This window comes from Curtobacterium sp. NPDC089185, assembly GCF_040685235.1.
GTDB lineage: Bacteria > Actinomycetota > Actinomycetes > Actinomycetales > Microbacteriaceae > Curtobacterium > Curtobacterium citri.
The window spans coordinates 358,759-376,820 of the sequence record NZ_JBFBHK010000001.1 but is presented as its reverse complement, the minus strand read 5'-3'; the positions used below and the strand labels follow the sequence as shown (position 1 = coordinate 376,820).

Annotated in this window: 18 protein-coding genes and 1 riboswitch; of the genes, 10 read left to right on the top strand and 8 right to left on the bottom strand. The window is 71.6% G+C overall.

The features are described from left to right. Window positions 1–26: 26 nt before the first annotated feature. Window positions 27–314 carry a hypothetical protein gene (locus AB0N84_RS01720; RefSeq protein ID WP_182047026.1) on the bottom strand — a complete coding sequence of 96 codons (288 nt, stop codon included), beginning with the start codon at window positions 312–314 and terminating at the stop codon, window positions 27–29. 333 nt (window positions 315–647) lie between these two features. Further along, window positions 648–1,424: an isocitrate lyase/phosphoenolpyruvate mutase family protein gene (locus AB0N84_RS01715; protein WP_069711665.1), complete on the bottom strand. Its 777-nt coding sequence runs from the start codon at window positions 1,422–1,424 to the stop codon at window positions 648–650. A gap of 112 nt (window positions 1,425–1,536) precedes the next feature. Between AB0N84_RS01715 and AB0N84_RS01710 the strand changes: the two genes are divergently transcribed. Continuing rightward, entirely contained in the window at window positions 1,537–2,724 is a 1,188-nt protein-coding gene (locus AB0N84_RS01710) for an aminotransferase class I/II-fold pyridoxal phosphate-dependent enzyme (protein ID WP_363543342.1), read from the top strand. A gap of 11 nt (window positions 2,725–2,735) precedes the next feature. Here AB0N84_RS01710 and AB0N84_RS01705 read toward each other — a convergent pair whose 3' ends face one another. After that, window positions 2,736–2,924 (bottom strand): hypothetical protein, encoded by a 189-nt coding sequence (locus AB0N84_RS01705; RefSeq protein ID WP_363543340.1) that lies wholly within the window; start codon window positions 2,922–2,924, stop codon window positions 2,736–2,738. Window positions 2,925–2,951: 27 nt separating this feature from the next. Beyond that, window positions 2,952–3,437: a GNAT family N-acetyltransferase gene (locus tag AB0N84_RS01700; RefSeq protein WP_363543338.1), complete on the bottom strand. Its 486-nt coding sequence runs from the start codon at window positions 3,435–3,437 to the stop codon at window positions 2,952–2,954. Between the two features lie 68 nt (window positions 3,438–3,505). On the opposite strand from AB0N84_RS01700, the gene AB0N84_RS01695 reads away from it, so the two are divergent. Continuing rightward, complete coding sequence (locus AB0N84_RS01695; RefSeq protein ID WP_363543336.1) at window positions 3,506–4,384, top strand: LysR substrate-binding domain-containing protein; 879 nt, start codon at window positions 3,506–3,508, stop codon at window positions 4,382–4,384. Window positions 4,385–4,510: 126 nt separating this feature from the next. Here the strand turns inward: AB0N84_RS01695 and AB0N84_RS01690 are convergent, their stop codons facing one another. From AB0N84_RS01690 to AB0N84_RS01675, 4 genes are read right to left on the bottom strand one after another with little or no spacing between them, the layout of a single operon-like run. Next, entirely contained in the window at window positions 4,511–4,765 is a 255-nt protein-coding gene (locus AB0N84_RS01690; protein WP_182047031.1) for a hypothetical protein, read from the bottom strand. Then, window positions 4,762–5,244 (bottom strand): FBP domain-containing protein, encoded by a 483-nt coding sequence (locus AB0N84_RS01685; RefSeq protein ID WP_081985224.1) that lies wholly within the window; start codon window positions 5,242–5,244, stop codon window positions 4,762–4,764. The genes AB0N84_RS01690 and AB0N84_RS01685 overlap by 4 nt, the downstream gene beginning before the upstream one ends. Window positions 5,245–5,291: 47 nt before the next feature. Beyond that, window positions 5,292–6,026, bottom strand: coding sequence for a M56 family metallopeptidase (locus AB0N84_RS01680; RefSeq protein WP_289457761.1), 735 nt, complete (start codon window positions 6,024–6,026; stop codon window positions 5,292–5,294). Between the two features lie 13 nt (window positions 6,027–6,039). Beyond that, window positions 6,040–6,429: a BlaI/MecI/CopY family transcriptional regulator gene (locus AB0N84_RS01675; RefSeq protein ID WP_182047034.1), complete on the bottom strand. Its 390-nt coding sequence runs from the start codon at window positions 6,427–6,429 to the stop codon at window positions 6,040–6,042. A gap of 95 nt (window positions 6,430–6,524) precedes the next feature. Continuing rightward, a riboswitch (glycine riboswitch) is annotated at window positions 6,525–6,615 on the top strand. 171 nt (window positions 6,616–6,786) lie between these two features. Here AB0N84_RS01675 and gcvT point away from each other — a divergent pair. The 8 genes from gcvT (at window position 6,787) to AB0N84_RS01635 (ending at window position 17,610) form a co-directional block, all read left to right on the top strand. Then, the gene (gene gcvT, locus AB0N84_RS01670; RefSeq protein ID WP_363543333.1) at window positions 6,787–7,890 is read left to right on the top strand and encodes a glycine cleavage system aminomethyltransferase GcvT; all 1,104 of its coding nucleotides are present in this window, start codon (window positions 6,787–6,789) and stop codon (window positions 7,888–7,890) included. Window positions 7,891–7,894: 4 nt separating this feature from the next. Continuing rightward, a complete protein-coding gene (gene gcvH / locus AB0N84_RS01665; protein ID WP_069711655.1) occupies window positions 7,895–8,272 on the top strand; it encodes a glycine cleavage system protein GcvH in 378 nt (125 codons plus the stop codon). Further along, a complete protein-coding gene (gcvP, locus tag AB0N84_RS01660; RefSeq protein ID WP_363543330.1) occupies window positions 8,269–11,193 on the top strand; it encodes an aminomethyl-transferring glycine dehydrogenase in 2,925 nt (974 codons plus the stop codon). The genes gcvH and gcvP overlap by 4 nt, the downstream gene beginning before the upstream one ends. Before the next feature lie 369 nt (window positions 11,194–11,562). Then, a complete protein-coding gene (locus AB0N84_RS01655; protein WP_363543328.1) occupies window positions 11,563–13,191 on the top strand; it encodes an ABC transporter substrate-binding protein in 1,629 nt (542 codons plus the stop codon). A 244-nt stretch (window positions 13,192–13,435) separates the two neighbouring features. After that, window positions 13,436–14,365 carry an ABC transporter permease gene (locus AB0N84_RS01650; protein WP_182047038.1) on the top strand — a complete coding sequence of 310 codons (930 nt, stop codon included), beginning with the start codon at window positions 13,436–13,438 and terminating at the stop codon, window positions 14,363–14,365. Then, window positions 14,355–15,305, top strand: a complete 951-nt coding sequence (locus AB0N84_RS01645; protein ID WP_182047039.1) for an ABC transporter permease — start codon at window positions 14,355–14,357, stop codon at window positions 15,303–15,305. Before AB0N84_RS01650 ends, AB0N84_RS01645 begins: the two co-directional genes overlap by 11 nt. Further along, entirely contained in the window at window positions 15,302–17,044 is a 1,743-nt protein-coding gene (locus AB0N84_RS01640) for an ABC transporter ATP-binding protein (protein ID WP_363543325.1), read from the top strand. The genes AB0N84_RS01645 and AB0N84_RS01640 overlap by 4 nt, the downstream gene beginning before the upstream one ends. A gap of 113 nt (window positions 17,045–17,157) precedes the next feature. Then, the gene (locus AB0N84_RS01635) at window positions 17,158–17,610 is read left to right on the top strand and encodes a PH domain-containing protein (protein WP_363543323.1); all 453 of its coding nucleotides are present in this window, start codon (window positions 17,158–17,160) and stop codon (window positions 17,608–17,610) included. Window positions 17,611–18,062: the final 452 nt, after the last annotated feature.

Here is an 18,062-nt window from a genome sequence, read left to right as displayed (position 1 = left end):
GGCCCGGCAGCGCGGGCGGGACGGGCCTAGGCGGCCAGGGCGAGCTCGCGCTGGTCGACGCGGCGGGCGAGCAGGATGGTCCGGCTCGACTCGCCCCGCCAGGAGCGGCCAGGCACGGTCCAGCCGGCCTCGCCGTCGACGGCCAGGCGGGCGTCACGGGTGACGAACAGGCGGAGGTCGTCGGCCGGGATGCGGACGAGGTACTCGCGCTGCGAGCGGTCGTCGCGCACGGGGAACTCGGCGATGCGGTCAGGGGAGATCACGGGCGCCGCGAGTGCGGTCCCGGAGATGGTGATGCGGTCGTTGCTGGTCATGGTGGTGCGGTACTTCCTGGTCGTTCGGCACCCGGCCGTGCTCTGGTCGGCGGACCTGCGTGGTCCGGCACGACGCATCGGCTGCGGGTGCGCACGTCGTGTCTCGACGTGCTGCTCGTCCGTTCGGATCGAGCGGTGGTCTCGGTGGAATGCGACCCGGCGGGTCGGTGGCGAGACGGGCTGGTGTGCGCGAGTCAGATGGGTTCGCTGCAGTGCACCAACCAGACACTATACGGCATCTGCTCCGGAACGTCCAGGAGATCACGGACGACCACACGACGGACGGGAGGCGCGGCACCCGCTGGTACCGCGCCTCCCGTCCGTCGTCGGTGCTCAGTTGAGGACCGGGGTGTCCTCCGGCACGACGCCGTCGCCGTACAGGTCGGTCGCCAGGTCACGGAGCGCGCGCAGCGCGACGCGCTGCGTCAGCGGGCCGTAGGAGATGCGGGCCACGCCGAGCTCCTGGTACTCGGCGGCGGGGAGGGCTCCGGGCAGACCGATCACCGACAGCTTGCCGCGGCCGAGCCCGGCCACGAGACGCTCGACCACGTCGCGCTGGATCGCACCCGGCACGAACACGAGGGCTGCCCCGTTGTCGAGGAAGGCCTTCCCGCGCGCGATGGCGTCCTCGATGCTCTCGTCGATCGGCCGGTCGCCGCCGCGGGCGATCGCGTCGGTCCGGGCGTTCAGCTGGAAGTCGATGCCCTCGGCCTGCGCCGCGGCGGTGATCGCGGCGACGCGTGCGACGGCCTCGTCGAAGGGGCGCAGTCGGTCCTCGACGTTGGCGCCGACGATCCCGGCGGCGATCGCCCGGCGGATCGTCTCCGCCGGGTCCTCGTAGCCGTCGTCGAGGTCGGCGGTGACCGGCAGGTCGGTCGCGGCGGCGATGGTCGCGGCGCCCGCGAGGGCGACGTCGAGCGGCATCCCGCCGTCGTCGTACCCGGCGCTCGCGGCGATCGAGTGCCCGGCCGTGGCGACGGCCTTCGTCTCCGGCAGGTCGCTGACGACCTTCGCGCTGATCGCGTCCCACACGTTGACGACGCGGAGGATCTCGGGGGCTTCGTGCAGCTGCTTGAGGGTGGTGGCCTTGTCGGCGGTGCTCGTGCTCATGGAGCCGAACCTATGCGGCCGAGCCCTGCGGCGCCCGGGCGGCGACCGGAAGACGACGCGGGATGACGGGCGGACTCGCACCGAACCTCCCGGCCGGTGCATCCTGGGACGCATGGCGGACGACGAGCAGGACCCGGTCGGGACGCTCCGCGGGGTGCGCACGAGCATCAAGTGGACGCGCTACGCACCCGAGGTGCTGCCGCTGTTCGTCGCCGAGATGGACCACGACGTCGCCCCGGCGATCCGACAGGCGCTCGTCGAGCGCGTGCAGCAGTCGGACCTCGGGTACCTCGACGGACCGGGACCGCTGGCACCGGCCTTCGCGCAGTTCGCGCGCGAGCGGTGGGGGTGGGACGTCGACCCGTCCCGCGTGCACCTGGCGACCGACGTGAGCGTCGGGATCGTCGAGTCGCTGCGGCTCGCGCTGCCCGACGGCGGCCGCGTGGCGATCACGCCGCCGGTGTACCCGCCGTTCTTCGAGCTCGTCGAGGAGGCACGGTGTCGGGTCGAGGAGGTCCCGCTCGCCGAGCAGTGGGGCGTCTACCGGCTCGACCTGGCGGGTCTCGAACGGGCCTTCGCGGACGGCGTCCGGGTGTTCCTGCTCTGCAACCCGCACAACCCGATGGGACTCGTGCACGACCGCGCCGACCTGGTCGCGCTCGCCGAGCTCGCAGCACGCTACGACGTGCTCGTCATCAGCGACGAGATCCACGCGCCGCTGACCCACCCGGGCGTCCGCTTCACCCCGTTCGCGATGGTCGCCGAGGCCGCGGGTGCCCGCAGCGTCTGCGTGACGAGTGCGAGCAAGGGGTGGAACCTCGCCGGGGTGAAGTGCTCGGTCATGGTCGCGGGCGACGATCGGACCGCGGACCTGCTCGACACGCTGTGGGAGGAAGTCGCCTGCCGGACGAGCATCCTCGGGCTGCACGCCAACCTGGCGGCCTTCACCGTGGCCACCGACTGGCTCGACGAGGTCGTCGCCCGGATCGTGGCGAACGAGCGGCTGCTCGGCACACTGCTCGCCGAACACCTGCCCGGGGTCGTCTACACCAGGCCGCGCGCAGGGTACCTGGCGTGGCTCGACTTCCGGGGGATCGGGCTCGGGGACGACCCGGCGGTGCCGCTGCGGGAGCACGCGTACGTGGCGCTCAACTCCGGGCTCGGGTTCGGTGCGCAGGGGCGGGGGTTCGCGCGGCTCAACCTGGCGTGCTCACCGGAGACGCTGCGCGAGGCCGTGCTCCGCATCGCGGCGGCGTACCCGTCGGGCGCGCAGGAGGGGCTCGTCTGGCACGTGGCCTGAGCGAGCGGCGGTCAGTCGTCGACGTACTGGTTGCGCCCGACGACGCGGATGCGCAGGTCGTCGTCCCGGTCCATGGCGAGGAACTCGCGGGCGACGGGGCCGACGGACGACCAGCGCTGGACCTCGGTGATCGGGGTCCCCTCGATGAACACCTGCCACACGCCGCGCTCACGGACGGCCTGCACCTCGTACGTCGCCATGCGGCGAGCGTAGCGGTTGCCCGCCGATCAGAGGTCGAGCACCATGTGCACGTCGGCGCGGACGTAGGGGCTCGGTGCGACCTGGTCGTGGTCGAGGTGGCGGAAGCCGAACGCCTCGTACAGGTGCACGGCGCTCGCCAGACCGCTGTTGCTCTCGAGCGCCACCCGACGCGCGCCCAGCGCCCGAGCGCGGTCGAGTGCTGCGGTGATGAGCTTCCGGCCGGTGCCGTGCCCCTGGTGCGCCGGCGAGACCGCCATCTTCACGAGTTCGACCACGCCGTCGCCGACGGGCATGATCCCGATGCAGCCGATGACCTCGGTGTCGAGGCGTGCGACGAACACCGCACCGCCGGGCTCGACGATGCGGCCGACCGGGTCGCCGAGGATCGCACGGTCCTCGTCCTCGAGCGTGAAGTACCGCTCGATCCACGCCTCGTTGAGCGCGCGGAACGCGTCGGCGTCGGCGGGGGAGGACAGTTCAGCGATGGTGAGGGTGTGCGTCGCGTCGGGCATGCGTCCATCCTCGATCGACGACGCAGTCGCGTCCAATACTCGTTCGTGCTGATCGATACGCTGCGTGCATGGATGTCGACCTCCGGCAGCTGCGGGCGTTCCTCGCCGTCGCGGACGAGCTGCACTTCGGGCGGGCGGCCGAGCGCCTCCGCATCGCGCAACCCGCGCTCTCGCAGCAGATCCGGCGGACCGAGCGCGACCTCGGCGTCGACCTGTTCGTGCGGACGTCGCGGAGCGTCGCGCTGACCGCAGCGGGGCGCGTGCTCCAGGGCCGTGCACGGTCGCTGCTCGACCAGGCACGGCGGGACCTCGACGAGGTCGTCCGCGTCGGGCGCGGCGAGGCCGGACGGCTCGACGTGGGGTTCGTCGTCTCTGCGCTGCCGCTCGGGCCGATCGAGCGTGTCCAGGCCTTCCGGCAGCGATTCCCGCTCGTCCGCGTCGAGCTGACGGAGGGCTACTCGTCGACGCTCCTCGCCCGGATCGTCCGCGGCGAGCTCGACCTGGCGGTCCTGCGCGACCCCGACCCGGACCCGGCCGTGCGTTTCCTGCCGTTCCGGACCGAGCGGTTCGTCGCGGCGGTCCCGCGCGGACACCGGCTCGCGGACCGGGCGGCGATCCGGGGCACCGAGCTGGTCGACGACCCGTTCGTGTTCTTCCCCGCGGTGGCCGGTGCGGTCGCGACCGAGCGCAACCTCGCACCCGTGGTCGCCGGCGGACGACGGCCGGAGGTCGTGCAGGAGGCGACGACCTGGGCGACCGTGCTGCACCTCGTCGGTGCGGGGCTCGGCGTGACGATCGCCCCGGAGAGCGCGACGCTCGCGGCACCCGACTCCGTCGTCCTGCTCCCGCTGCAGGACGACCCGCACCGCAGCGAACTGGTGTGGGCGGTCCGGGCCGACGACGACCGCGAGATCCTCCGGAACTTCACCGCCGCGACCGGGTCCTGACCGCGCGCCCGACACGGTGTCGAACCAGGGAGCCGACGTCGAACCAGCCGGCGCGCCCGGTTCCACGTCGCATCCGTGGTTCGACAGCGAAGTGGATCGTCGCGGCGCTCGCGGCGCCGGACGCCCTCAGCCGAGCGGCAGCACCGGAGCGCGCTGGTCGCCGAGCTCGTCCTCGCGCCAGGGTCGGGTGCCGCGCAGCGCCAGCCCGAGCTGCACGAGCACGAACGCCACGTGCGGCTCGACGTCCGGGTCCCACGCGCCCTCGACCCCCAGGCCGAGCGCGGCGAGCTCGTCGTCGGCCTCGTCGCGGATGCTGAGGCTCCAGCGGCCGTCGCCCTGCTCCTCGACGACGGCCCAGCGAGCGGTGTCGAACCGGCTCACGCGGTCTTCGCGACGTCCTCGGTGAAGTTCCGCACGCGCCCGAGCAGTGCCTCGCCGCGCATCGCGATCGTCGCCGGCGGGTTGAGGTGCGGCGGCGCCGTGCGGATGAGCATCGAGCAGCCGAGGTCCTCACAGATGTACGACCCGATGGTGTTGCCGTTCCGGCCCGACTCACCGGCGCGGGCGGCGGAGAACAGGCGGACCTGCGTCGCCGGCTGCGGGGAGTGGCAGAACGAGCACATCGCGGCGATGCCCGGGCGGAGCGAGCCCCCGGCGGACCGGACGACGATGCCCACCGGGCGGTCGTCGATCCAGGACACGATGTAGCCGCGGCGGGCGGCCTGCGGGTCGCGCCAGCCGAGGAACTCGCGCTCGTCCCACAGCATCTCGTGCAGGCCGGGGATGGGGAGCTGCTCGAGCTCGTCCGGGGTGGCGTTCACGAACGACGAACGGATGTCTGCTTCGGTCAGTGGCTTCACGGTGCCTGCAACCCTATGCCTCACCGCCGACGTGCGCGCGGCTGCCGTCAGCCCAGCCGGGAGGCGCGGATCGCCCCGAGCGCGCTCGTCCCGTCCGCCACGAGCACCGCTCGGCGCAGGGCGTCGCGTCCGACGCGTCGTGCCGCCGCGTCGTCGGCCGCGAACTCGACGAGCACGCGCGTCGAGCGCGCCATGGCGCGCGCGCCGGGCACCCACGGGACCGCGCGCTCGATCGACTCGGCGACCGCGACGGCGACCGCGTGGCGCTGGGTCAGGTGGGCGCGCTCGTGGGCGACCACGGCCTCCAGTTCGTCGGTCCGCAGCAGGTCCGCGAGCCCGGTGCTCACGAGCACGCCGCCCGCGCGACCGGGCACCGCGCAGGCGAGCGCGTGGTCCGCCTCGACGAGCGCGACGGGGGTGCCGTCGATCTCGCGGTGCGGCGCGGCGCCGGACCGCATCGCCTGCCGGACTGCCTCGTGCTCGGCGCCGGGACGGACGCGGACCGCGACGACGAACGCGGCCACGCCGAGGAGCGCGACGCCGAGGTTCAGGCCGTGCGTCGGGGACTCTGCGAGCCGGAAGGGGTCGAGCGGGCGGTCGGCCACGACGACGAGGGCGACCCCGACCACGAAGCCGACCACGCCGAGCACGACCGCGACGGACCACGAGACGAGCGCCGTCCGGGGCCGGTCGATCGTCCAGGCGGACCGGGTCAGGACGCGCGGGGCGACCACCACGACGACGAGGGCGAGGGCGATGAGGGCGACTCCGGCGACGACCACTGCTCGGGTCCGGTCAGGAGCGGGCTCGGGCGTCGAGGGCGCGGCGCAGGACGTCGAGGTCGTCCGAGGCGAGCGACCCGGTGAACTGCAGCAGCGCCGCCTCGCGGTCCGACGCGGCGGCGAGCGCGCTCGACATGAGCGAGGCGGTCTGCTGCTCGCGGCTGTGCACGGCGCGGAAGGTCAGCGGGGCGTCGTCGTGCTCGCGCCGCTCGACCTGGCCCTTGCGGCCGAGGCGGTCGAGCACGGTGAGCACGGTGGTCAGCGCCGGGCGCGGCTCCGGGAAGGCGTCGAGGACCTGCCGCGCGGTGCACCCGGAGTCGTCGCCGCCGTCCGCCGCGGCACGCAGGGTCTCGAGGACGGCCTGCTCGAGCTGCCCGCGGGGGCGCGATCGCTGTCCTGCCATCCCCGCATTCTACGAGACGTCGAACGCGCGGTCGCGACACATGCCCGAAACGCGGGATCGGTATGCTCGTCGCAGCACAACTCAACACCGGCCGATCACCCGCCGCGGGAGAGCCGAGCGCATGCGCACGGCACCGAAGGAGCAACCTCCCCGTCAATCTCTCAGGTCCCACACCGCAGCGGACAGGCCACTCTGAAAAGCAGGCACGCGTCCCCGCCCGGGCGTCCGCGGTGTCTCGCCCACGGTGAAAGCCGCCGGACCTCACGGGCCGCGGTGAAACTCTCAGGCCCATGACAGAGGGGGAGTTCCCACCCGACGACGTCCGTCGGGTCCTGCCGATGCCAGGAGAACTCCGTCATGCGTTCCTCCCCACTCGAGTCCGCGCACGAGGCCGCGGGCGCCACCTTCACCGACTTCGCCGGCTACCGCATGCCCGTGCGGTACTCGTCCGACCTCGCCGAGCACCACGCGGTGCGCACGGCTGCCGGGGTCTTTGACCTGTCGCACATGGCCGAGGTCGGCGTCAGCGGCCCCGACGCCGTGGCGTTCCTCGACCACGCGCTCGCCGGGTCCTTCGGCGCGATGCCGGTCGGCCGCGCGAAGTACTCGCTCCTGCTGGCCGAGGACGGCGGGATCCTCGACGACCTCGTCGTCTACCGCACGGGGGAGGACGTCTTCCTCGTCGTCGCGAACGCCGCGAACCGGGTCGTCGCCGTCGACGCCCTGACCGAACGCGTCGCGGGCTTCGACGCCGTCGTGTCGGACGACTCCGACAGCACCGCCCTCGTGGCGATCCAGGGTCCGGCCGCGGCGGGCACGCTCGACGCGCTGGTCGTGGCCGATCGTCTGCAGCCCGAGACCCCGCTGGACGAGCTCCGCTACTACCGGGTCCTGCACGCGCTGTTCGACGGCGCCGAGGTGCTCGTCGCGCGCACCGGCTACACGGGCGAGGACGGCTTCGAGATCTACAGCGACACCGACGTCGCGACCGTGATCTGGGACGCGCTGCTCGAGACCGGTGCCGACCGCGGCGTGGTGCCCGCCGGACTCGCCGCCCGCGACACCCTGCGGCTCGAGGCAGGCATGCCGCTCTACGGGCACGAGCTCGACGCCACCGTCCGTCCGGCACAGGCCGGACTCGGTCGGGTCGTCGCCACCTCGGGGTCGTTCGTCGGGGACGCCGGCGTGCAGCCCGCGGAGGACGCCCGCGTGCTCGTCGGCCTCGTGACCGAGGGACGCCGTGCGCCGCGCGCCGGGTACGACGTGGTGCACGACGGGCAGGTCGTCGGCACCGTCACGTCCGGGGCGCTCTCGCCGACGCTGGGGCACCCCGTCGCCATGGCCTTCGTCGACCCGGCCGTGGCCGGCGAGGGACAGCTCCTGCACATCGACGTTCGCGGGACCGCGATCCCCAGCATCGTCACCCCGTTCCCCTTCTACCGTCGCACTCCGAGAGGCTGACACCGTGACCGACCAGACCGCACTCCAGTACACCGCCGACCACGAGTGGATCCTCGTCGAGGGCGACACCGTCACCGTCGGCATCACCGACCACGCCGCCGAGCAGCTCGGTGACGTCGTCTACGTCGAGCTGCCCGCCGTGGGCACCGCGACGACCGCCGGCGAGCAGATCGGCGAGATCGAGTCGACCAAGAGCGTCGGCGAGCTCTTCGCCCCGATCGAGGGCGAGGTGGTCGCGATCAACGACGCCGTCGTCGACGCCCCCGACACCGTCAACCAGGACCCGTTCGGTGCCGGCTGGCTCGTCAAGCTCAAGGTCGACGGCACCTCGTTCCCCGAGGACCTGATGGACCACGACGCGTACCGGGCGTCGATCGCATGACCCGGGCACAGGAGAACCTCCAGACGTCCTTCGCCGACCGGCACATCGGCACGACGGCCGCCGACCAGCAGGTCATGCTCGACGCGGTCGGACAGCCCTCGCTCGACGCCCTCGTCCGCGCGGCGATCCCGGAGTCGATCCACGCCGCTCCGGCCGAGCGCTCGACGATCCCCGCCGCCGTCGGCGAGACCGAGGCGCTCGCCGAGCTCCGCACGAAGGCCGGCCGCAACACCGTCCGTCGCGCGATGATCGGCCTCGGGTACCACGGCACCCACACGCCCGCGGTGATCCAGCGGAACGTTCTCGAGAACCCGAGTTGGTACACGGCCTACACGCCGTACCAGCCGGAGATCTCGCAGGGCCGCCTCGAAGCGCTCATCAACTTCCAGACGATGGTGTCCGACCTCACCGGCATGGCCACCGCGGGTGCATCGATGCTCGACGAGGGCACCGCCGTGGTCGAGGGCATGCTGCTCGCCCGGCGCGCGTCGAAGGTCAAGGGCGACGCGTTCCTCGTGGACGCCGACCTCCTGCCCCAGACCCGTGCCCTGCTCGACCACCGCGCCGACGCCGTGGGCATCGCCCTGCGCGGCTTCGACCCCGTCGAGGGTCCGTCGGACGAGCAGCTCGAGGGTGCGTTCGGCGTCGTCCTGCAGTACCCGGGCGCCTCCGGCCGGGTCGTGGACCCGTCCCGCACGATCGAGCGCGTGCACGCCGGCGGCGGCATCGCCGTCGTCGCCGCCGACCTCCTCGCGATGACGCTCCTCGCCAGCCCGGGCGATCTCGGCGCCGACGTCGCCGTCGGCACGAGCCAGCGCTTCGGCGTCCCGCTCGGCTTCGGCGGCCCGCACGCCGGGTACCTCGCCGTCCGTGCCGGACTCGAGCGCCAGCTCCCCGGTCGCCTGGTCGGGGTGTCCTTCGACGCCGACGGGCAGATGGCCTACCGCCTCAGCCTGCAGACGCGCGAGCAGCACATCCGTCGCGAGAAGGCGACGAGCAACATCTGCACCGCGCAGGTGCTCCTCGCCGTGATGGCGTCGATGTACGCCGTCTACCACGGGCCCGAGGGGCTGCGCTTCATCGCCGAACGGGTCGCCCGGACGACGTCGGCGCTCGCCGGGGTGGCCCGTGACGCCGGGTTCGAGGTGGTGCACGAGCACTGGTTCGACACGCTCACCCTGCGTGCTGCCGGACGTGCCGCGTCGGTGGTGGACGCCGCGCGCGACGCCGGGTACCTGCTCCACCTGGTCGACGCCGACACCGTGCAGCTCTCGGTGGACGAGACGACCACGCCGGACGACGTGAGCGCGCTCGCCCACGTGTTCGGGGTCGTGGACGCGACCGTCCCGGCGGCTGAGACCGCCGTGCGGGACGCGGCCACGGGCCTCCCGTCCGACCTGCTGCGGAGCAGCGAGTACCTGACGCACCCCGTGTTCAGCGCACACCGCAGCGAGACCCGCATGATGCGGTACCTCAAGCACCTCGCCGACAAGGACTACGCGCTCGACCGCGGCATGATCCCGCTGGGCAGCTGCACGATGAAGCTCAACGCGGCGACCGAGATGGCGGCGGTCACGTGGCCGGAGTTCGCGAACGTGCACCCGTTCGCGCCCCGGTCGGACGTCGAGGGCTACCTCGACATGATCGGCGACCTCGAGACCTGGCTGGCCGAGGTCACCGGGTACGACACCGTCTCGCTGCAGCCGAACGCCGGCAGCCAGGGCGAACTCGCGGGCCTGCTCGCCATCCGCGGGTACCACCGCTCGCGCGGTGACCTCGACCGGACGGTCTGCCTCATCCCGTCGAGCGCGCACGGCACGAACGCCGCGTCGGCCGTCCTCGCCGGCATGCGGGTCGTCGTCGTGGCGTGCGACGAGGACGGCAACGTCGACCTCGCCGACCTCCGCGCCAAGACGGCCGCCCACGCGGAGACCCTCGCGGCGCTGATGATCACGTACCCGTCGACGCACGGGGTGTACGAGCACGACGTCCGTGAGGTCTGCGACGCCGTGCACGAGGCCGGCGGCCAGGTGTACGTCGACGGGGCGAACCTCAACGCCCTGCTCGGGCACGCCCGCTTCGGCGACTTCGGCGGCGACGTGTCGCACCTCAACCTGCACAAGACCTTCTGCATCCCGCACGGCGGCGGCGGCCCGGGCGTCGGGCCGGTTGCGGCGAAGGCGCACCTCGCGCCGTTCCTGCCGGGGCACGCGATGGCGCAGCAGGCCGACCGACGCCCGGGCTCGTCCGCCGACGGCACCGACGGCCGCCTCGCGCACGCCGGCGGCCCGGTCTCCGCGGCGCCGTACGGCAGCCCGAGCATCCTGCCGATCACGTGGACCTACGTCCGCATGATGGGACTCGAGGGGCTCACGCGCGCGACCGAGGCCGCGGTGCTCGGGGCGAACTACGTCGCCTCGCGGCTCCGTGACGCGTTCCCCGTGCTCTACACGGGGGAGTCGGGGCTCGTCGCCCACGAGTGCATCCTCGACCTGCGTCCGCTGCGCGAGACGTCGGGCATCACCGTGGACGACGTCGCCAAGCGCCTCGTCGACTACGGGTTCCACGCACCGACCATGTCGTTCCCGGTCGCCGGCACCCTCATGGTGGAGCCGACCGAGAGCGAGGACCTCGCCGAGCTCGACCGGTTCGTCGACGCCATGCTGGCGATCCGCGCCGAGGCGGCGGCGGTCGAGCGGGGGGAGTGGCCGGCGGACGACAACCCGCTCGTGCACGCCCCGCACACGGCGGCGTCCGCGATCTCGGGGGAGTGGACGCACCCCTACACACGGGAGCAGGCGGTCTACCCGGTCCCGGGCATCAGTGCGCGGAAGTACTGGCCCCCGGTGCGCCGGATCGACCAGGCGTACGGCGACCGCAACCTGGTGTGCGCGTGCCCGCCGATCGAGGCCTTCGCCTGATCGACGTCACGCGACGGCGGAGACGTCGTCGAACGCGTAGCGTGTGCCCCGTCCGGTGATCCGGGCGGGGCACACCCGTCTCCGTGGCCGGGAGTGGATGGGAGCGCTCCAGCTACGGGCGAGGGCTGCTCGTCTTGCACACGGTGTGCGCTCGTGCAACATGTTCGATGCGGAAGCAACAAACCCGCACGGCCCCGGCGCGAGCGCCCGAATCTTGCATCCTCTCGCAACGATCCTGCAACTTGGTTTCCGGTTTGTAACCGATGGTCGCTGGGTTTGGTCGGGGGTCCTGGCACTGCCTACAGTGCAAGGACAAGCGCGCCCGGCAGCACCTCTGTGCCTGGCGCGTCCCATGCACCAGGAGGAACCTTGATCAAGAAGCGCGCTGGGCTCTCTGCCCTCGCCGTGCTCGGGGCCACAGCAATCGCCCTGACCGGCTGCTCCAGCAACGGCAGCAGCAACGGCGGTGACTCGGGCTCGACCAACGCGTCGGGCATCGTCACCACGAACGGCTCCGAGCCCCAGAACCCGCTCATCCCCTCGAACTCCACCGAGACCGGTGGCGGCAAGATCATCACGTCGATCTTCGAGGGTCTCGTCTCCTACGACGCCGACGGCAAGCCGGTGAACGAGGTCGCGAAGAGCATCGACACCGATGACTCGAAGACCTACGACATCAAGCTCAACACCGGCTACACCTTCACCAACGGTGAGAAGGTCACGGCCGAGTCCTTCACGAAGGCGTGGGACTGGGCGGCGCAGAAGTCGAACGCGCAGGGCGCGAGCTACTTCTTCGAGAACATCGTCGGCTACGACGCCGACAAGGACTCGAAGCTCACCGGCCTCAAGGTCGTCGGCGACGACGAGTTCACCGTCACGCTGAAGTCGGCGCAGTCGGACTTCCCGCTGTCGCTCGGCTACTCGGCCTTCATGCCGCTGCCGTCGTCGTTCTACGACGACACCAAGGCGTTCGGTGAGAACCCGATCGGCAACGGCCCGTACAAGCTCGACGGCAAGGGTGCGTGGACGCACAACCAGTCGATCAAGCTGGTCACGAACTCGGACTACGCGGGCAAGCGCAAGCCGAAGAACGGTGGTCTCACGATCACGTTCTACACCTCGCAGGACACCGCCTACGCGGACGTGCAGGGCGGCAACCTCGACGTCCTCGACGCGATCCCGGACAGCGCCTTCCAGACCTACAAGTCGGACTTCCCCGACTCGAACGTCAACCAGGCCGCGGCGATCTTCCAGGGCTTCTACCTGCCCTACTACCTGAAGCACTGGAGCGGCGACGAGGGCAAGCTCCGTCGTGAGGCCCTGTCGATGGCGGTCAACCGCAAGCAGATCACCGACAAGATCTTCGACGGCACGCGCACCCCGGCCAAGGACTTCACCTCCCCGGTGATCTCCGGCTGGAACGGCGACCTCGAGGGCTCGGACGTGCTCGAGTACAACCCCGACGAGGCCAAGAAGCTCTGGGCCGAGGCGAACAAGATCTCGCCGTACGACGAGACCCTCTCGATCGCCTACAACGCGGACGGCGGCCACGAGGCCTGGGTGACCGCGGTCACCAACTCGATCTCCAACACGCTCGGCATCAAGGCCGAGGGCAAGGCGATCCCGACGTTCCAGGAAGCCCTGGACGCGCAGACGCAGGACAAGCTCACGGGCGGTAGCCGCACCGGTTGGCAGGCCGACTACCCGTCGCTGTACAACTTCCTCGGCCCGACCATGGGTGAGGGCTCGTCGAGCAACTACGCGCGCTACGACTCGACCGAGTACAACGACCTGCTCGCGAAGGGCCGTTCGGCCGCCACCGTCGAAGAGGGCAACAAGATCTTCGACCAGGCCCAGGAGCTGCTCTTCAAGGACCTGCCCGAGATCCCGCTCTGGTACTCCAACGTCACCGGCGTCTGGTCGGCCGACAACGTGAAGAACGTCAAGTTCGGTTGGGACTCCGTGCCGCTGTACTACGACATCGAGGTCACCAAGTAACACCGGTCTCCCTGCGGTCGAACACCGCGGAGACCCACCGCGAGCAGGTATCCTGCTCCGCGGCCACCGGACGGGGGTCCGGAGACCACACGGTCTCCGGGCCCCCGTACCTCGGCGGCAACACCACCCCCACCACCGCGGGCGCCGCCGCCCGCACCGGACACCCGTGCCGACCCGCGAGCCGTCCACCCCTTCACGACATGAACCTGAACGACATGCGCCCCGCGCAGGACCGAGCGATCTGATGCTCTGGTACCTCGGCAAGCGCCTCCTGCAGCTCATCCCCGTCTTCTTCGGGGCCACGTTCCTCATCTACTTCATGGTCTTCTCGCTGCCCGGCGACCCGATCGCCGCGCTGTTCGGCGACCGCCAGCCGTCGCCGCAGGTGATCGAGCAGCTCCGGCAGCAGTACAACCTGGACAAGCCGTTCCTGGTGCAGTACCTGCTGTGGATCGGTGGCGTGTTCCGCGGCGACCTCGGTGTCACCTACTCGGGCCTGCCGGTGTCGCAGCAGCTCGCGTCGGCGTTCCCGATCACCGCGCGCCTCGCGCTCCTCTCCCTGCTGTTCGAGGCCGTCGCCGGCATCGTCGTCGGCGTCATCGCGGGTCTGCGCAAGGGCAAGTGGTTCGACACCACCGCCCTCGTCGTCTCGCTGCTGCTCATCTCGGTCCCGACCTTCGTCGTCGGCTTCCTGCTGCAGTACGTCTTCGGCATCCAGCTCGGACTGTTCCGCGTCACCGTCTCCGGTCAGGCGCCGTGGTCGGAGCTCGTGCTCCCCGCGATCGTGCTCGCGACGGTCTCGTTCGCGTACATCGTCCGGCTCACGCGTGCGAGCGTCGCCGAGAACATGAACGCGGACTTCGTCCGGACCGCCACCGCGAAGGGCCTGCCCCGTCGCCGTGTGGTCGGCGTGCACATCTTCCGCAACTCGCTCATCCCCGTGGTGACCTACCTCGGTGTCGACATCGGCAACCTGATGGTCGGCGCGGTCGTGACCGAGGGCATCTTCAACATCAACGGCGTCGGCGGTACGGTCTTCCGCGCCGTCAAGCTCGGCGAGGGCCCCACGGTCGTCTCGTTCGTCGCCGTGATGGTCATCATCTTCATGCTCGCCAACCTCCTGGTCGACCTGCTCTACGCCGTCCTGGACCCGAGGATCCGCTATGCCAAGTAACGCCGAACCCCGCTCCGTGACGCACTACGTGGCGCCGATCGAGGAGACGCCGCTGCAGGCGGTGGACCAGGTCGACGAGACGGAGAAGACCCGGTCGACCTGGACCGACGCGTGGGAGTCCATGCGCGGCCGACCGACGTTCTGGATCTCCTCGGTCCTCATCCTGCTCGTGCTCGTCGTCGCGATCTTCCCCGGGCTGTTCACCCACGTGGACCCGCGCGCGGCGAACCTCGACTTCAGCGACGAGGGTGCCCGTCCGGGTCACCCGCTCGGGTACAACCGCCAGGGCTACGACGTGTACGCCCGTGTCATCTGGGGTGCGCGCAGCTCGGTCATCGTCGGCCTCGTCGCCACGATCCTGGTGTCGCTCGTCGGCATCATCATCGGCGCCCTCGCCGGCTTCTACGGCGGCTGGCTCGACACGATCGTCTCCCGCATCGGCGACATCTTCTTCTCGATCCCGACCATCCTCGGCGCGATCGTGATCATGTCGGTCATCCCGGCCCGCAACGCGATCACGGTGGCCCTCGTGCTCGCCGCGTTCGCGTGGCCGCAGATCGCCCGCATCATGCGCGGCGCGGTGCTCAGCGCGAAGCAGTCCGACTACGTCACCGCCTCCGCGGCGCTCGGCGTCAGCCGCTTCACCACGCTGGTCCGCCACGTGATCCCGAACGCGATCGCACCGGTCATCGTCATCGCGACGGTGTCGCTCGGTTCGTTCATCGTCGCCGAGGCCACCCTGTCGTTCCTCGGCATCGGGCTGCCGCCGTCGGCGCTCAGCTGGGGCCTCGACATCGGCACCGCGCAGACGTCGATCCGCACCAACCCGTCGACGATCTTCTGGCCGTCCGCCGCCCTGTCCATCACCGTGCTCGCGTTCCTGCTCCTCGGCGACGTGGTCCGCGACGCGCTCGACCCGAAGGCGAGGGCCCGTCGATGACCGAGACGCTCACCGATCCCACCACCCGTCGTCCGGCCGGTTCCGGCGCGCCGCTGCTCGAGGTCTCCGGCCTGCAGGTCGGGTTCCGCACCCAGAGCGGTCTCGTGCAGGCCGTCCGCGGCGTCGACTTCACCCTCGAGCAGGGCGAGCGCCTGGCGATCGTCGGCGAGTCCGGTTCGGGCAAGTCGACCAGCGCGCAGGCGATCATCAAGCTGCTCGCCGGCACCGGCGAGGTCACCGGCGGGTCGATCAAGTTCAACGGGCGCGAGCTCGTCGGGCTGTCCGACAAGGAGATGGCCGGCATCCGCGGGAAGGAGATCGGCTACGTCCCGCAGGACCCGATGTCGAACCTCAACCCGCTGTGGTCGATCGGCTTCCAGGTCGAGGAGGCCATCAAGGCCAACGGCATGGCCACCGGCAAGCACGCGGTCCGCGCCCGCGCGGTCGAGGTGCTGCAGGAGGCCGGCCTCGGCGACGCCGCCACCCGGCTCAAGCAGTTCCCGCACGAGTTCTCCGGCGGCATGCGGCAGCGCGTGCTCATCGGCATCGGTCTGTCGAGCCGCCCACAGCTGCTCATCGCCGACGAGCCGACCTCGGCACTCGACGTCACCGTGCAGCGGATCATCCTCGACCACCTCGAGACGCTGACCCGCGACTTCGGGACCTCGGTCCTGTTCATCACGCACGACCTCGGGCTCGCCGCCGAGCGCGCCGAGAAGCTCGTCGTGATGTACAAGGGGCAGGTCGTCGAGTCGGGTCCGTCCAAGGAGATCCTGGCGAACCCGCAGCACCCGTACACGCAGCGCCTCGTCGCCGCGGCCCCCTCGCTCGCGAGCCGCCGCATCCAGTCGAAGGTGCAGCACCAGCGGGTCGACATCGCGGACGCCGGGAGCGAGGACGACGAGCTCATCGCCCGCGCCCAGGAGCGGGAGCACCACCCGAAGCAGGACCTCATCGTGGTGAAGAACCTCCAGAAGGTCTACAAGCTCCGCGGCAAGAACCTGCAGTCCCGTGAGCTGAAGGCCGTCGACGACGTGTCCTTCGCGATCCCGAAGGGCACCACCACGGCGCTCGTCGGGGAGTCGGGTTCGGGCAAGTCGACCGTCGCGAAGCTCGTGCTGCAGCTCGAGTCGATCACGAGCGGGTCGGTCACCTTCGACGGCATCGACATCGGCGCGCTGAAGGGGAAGGACCTCTTCGACTTCCGCCGCCGCGTGCAGCCGGTGTTCCAGGACCCGTACGGCTCGCTGGACCCGATGTACAACGTCGGGAACACGATCGCCGAGCCCCTGGCCACGCACAAGGTCGGCGACAAGGCGAGCCGCCGGGCCCGCGTGCTCGAGCTGCTCGACCAGGTCGCCCTGCCGAAGTCGATGGTGAACCGCTACCCGAACGAGCTGTCCGGTGGCCAGCGGCAGCGCATCGCCGTCGCCCGTGCACTCGCGCTGAAGCCCGAGGTCATCGTGCTCGACGAGGCGGTCTCCGCGCTCGACGTGCTCGTGCAGGGGCAGATCCTCGACCTGCTGACCGAGCTGCAGACCGAGCTCGACCTGACCTACCTCTTCATCACGCACGACCTCGCCGTCGTCCGCCTCGTCGCGGACAACGTCTGCGTCATGCGCAAGGGGCAGATCGTCGAGAAGGCGACGACCGACGAGGTCTTCGCCTCCCCGCAGGAGCAGTACACGAAGGACCTGCTCGCCGCGATCCCGGGTGCCGGGTTCGAGTTCGGGCGCTGATCCGTCTGGGCACCACCGAGGCCGGACGTACCGTCCTCCGCGCAGGTCGCGGGGGAGCGGTCACGTCCGGCCTCGTCGCCGTCCTGGCCCTGCTGCTGCTCGTCGACGCGGGCGTGCGCGGGAGCTGGGACGTCGTGCTCGCCGCGGTCGGCCCACTCGCGGTGCTGCTCTGGGTGCTCTGGGTCCTGACGTACCGGCCGTCGATCCGACTCGACGACGACGCACTCACGGTCGTCAACCCGCTCCGCGTCACGCGCGTGCCGTGGGGCGAGGTCGCCGACGTCCGGCTGCGGTGGCAGATCGTGGTCGAGGCGACCGACGGTCGGAAGGTCGCGTGCTGGGGCGGGCCGTCGCTGCCGCGCCCGAAGCCGGCGCGGCGGGGCGAGCCCCGGACGCTCCCGCAGCCCGACGAGATGCGGGTGCTCCTCGACCGCTGGGCGGCTCGGCGCGATGCCGGGGCCGTCGGCGGTGCGGTGCACCGCGGGTGGGACCGCGAGGCCCTGCTCGTCGGAGCGGGGGCCCTCGCCCTGCTCGCGGTGTCGCTGCTGAGCGTCGCCCTGCGCTGACCGCGTCGCGCTGACGGCGACCGCTCGCCGGACGGGAGGCGCGTGACGAGCCTCCACCGAGCCTCCCGTCCGTCGTCGGCTCGCCGTCCCGTCGCGGCGCGAGCGGGCGTTCTCCGTCCCGCTCACCGACGCGCACGGCGTCCTCCGCCCGCTCGCGGTCGCTCCTCCCGGACGGGCGGACCCGTGCGCGGCTCGCGCCGAGCGGGCGGATCCTGCCGCGCGGACATCGGTGCGCGGGCCGGTTCCGCCCGTTCGGCGACCGCGTGCCGTGCTCGACCCTCCCCACCCCCGCGAACGGGCGGTTCCCGTGGTGCCGACGCGGGCAGGCGGTGCGGTTCTGCCCGCTCGTGGCTGCTCCTCGCGAGCGGGCGGATCGTGCGGCATCGAGCCCGGTGCGGGAGCCGCTTCCGCCCGCTCGCGATCCGGCGCGCCGGGCGCACCGAGCGGGCAGA

Bases quoted from the DNA above. Each gene is read 5' to 3' on its own strand.
- AB0N84_RS01700 (WP_363543338.1), bottom strand. From the start codon at position 3,437: ATGCCCGACGCGACGCACACCCTCACCATCGCTGAACTGTCCTCCCCC.
- AB0N84_RS01710 (WP_363543342.1), top strand. From the start codon at position 1,537: ATGGCGGACGACGAGCAGGACCCGGTCGGGACGCTCCGCGGGGTGCGC.
- AB0N84_RS01705 (WP_363543340.1), bottom strand. From the start codon at position 2,924: ATGGCGACGTACGAGGTGCAGGCCGTCCGTGAGCGCGGCGTGTGGCAG.
- AB0N84_RS01715 (WP_069711665.1), bottom strand. From the start codon at position 1,424: ATGAGCACGAGCACCGCCGACAAGGCCACCACCCTCAAGCAGCTGCAC.
- gcvT (WP_363543333.1), top strand. From the start codon at position 6,787: ATGCGTTCCTCCCCACTCGAGTCCGCGCACGAGGCCGCGGGCGCCACC.
- AB0N84_RS01650 (WP_182047038.1), top strand. From the start codon at position 13,436: ATGCTCTGGTACCTCGGCAAGCGCCTCCTGCAGCTCATCCCCGTCTTC.
- AB0N84_RS01695 (WP_363543336.1), top strand. From the start codon at position 3,506: ATGGATGTCGACCTCCGGCAGCTGCGGGCGTTCCTCGCCGTCGCGGAC.
- gcvP (WP_363543330.1), top strand. From the start codon at position 8,269: ATGACCCGGGCACAGGAGAACCTCCAGACGTCCTTCGCCGACCGGCAC.
- AB0N84_RS01640 (WP_363543325.1), top strand. From the start codon at position 15,302: ATGACCGAGACGCTCACCGATCCCACCACCCGTCGTCCGGCCGGTTCC.
- AB0N84_RS01675 (WP_182047034.1), bottom strand. From the start codon at position 6,429: ATGGCAGGACAGCGATCGCGCCCCCGCGGGCAGCTCGAGCAGGCCGTC.
- AB0N84_RS01645 (WP_182047039.1), top strand. From the start codon at position 14,355: ATGCCAAGTAACGCCGAACCCCGCTCCGTGACGCACTACGTGGCGCCG.
- AB0N84_RS01720 (WP_182047026.1), bottom strand. From the start codon at position 314: ATGACCAGCAACGACCGCATCACCATCTCCGGGACCGCACTCGCGGCG.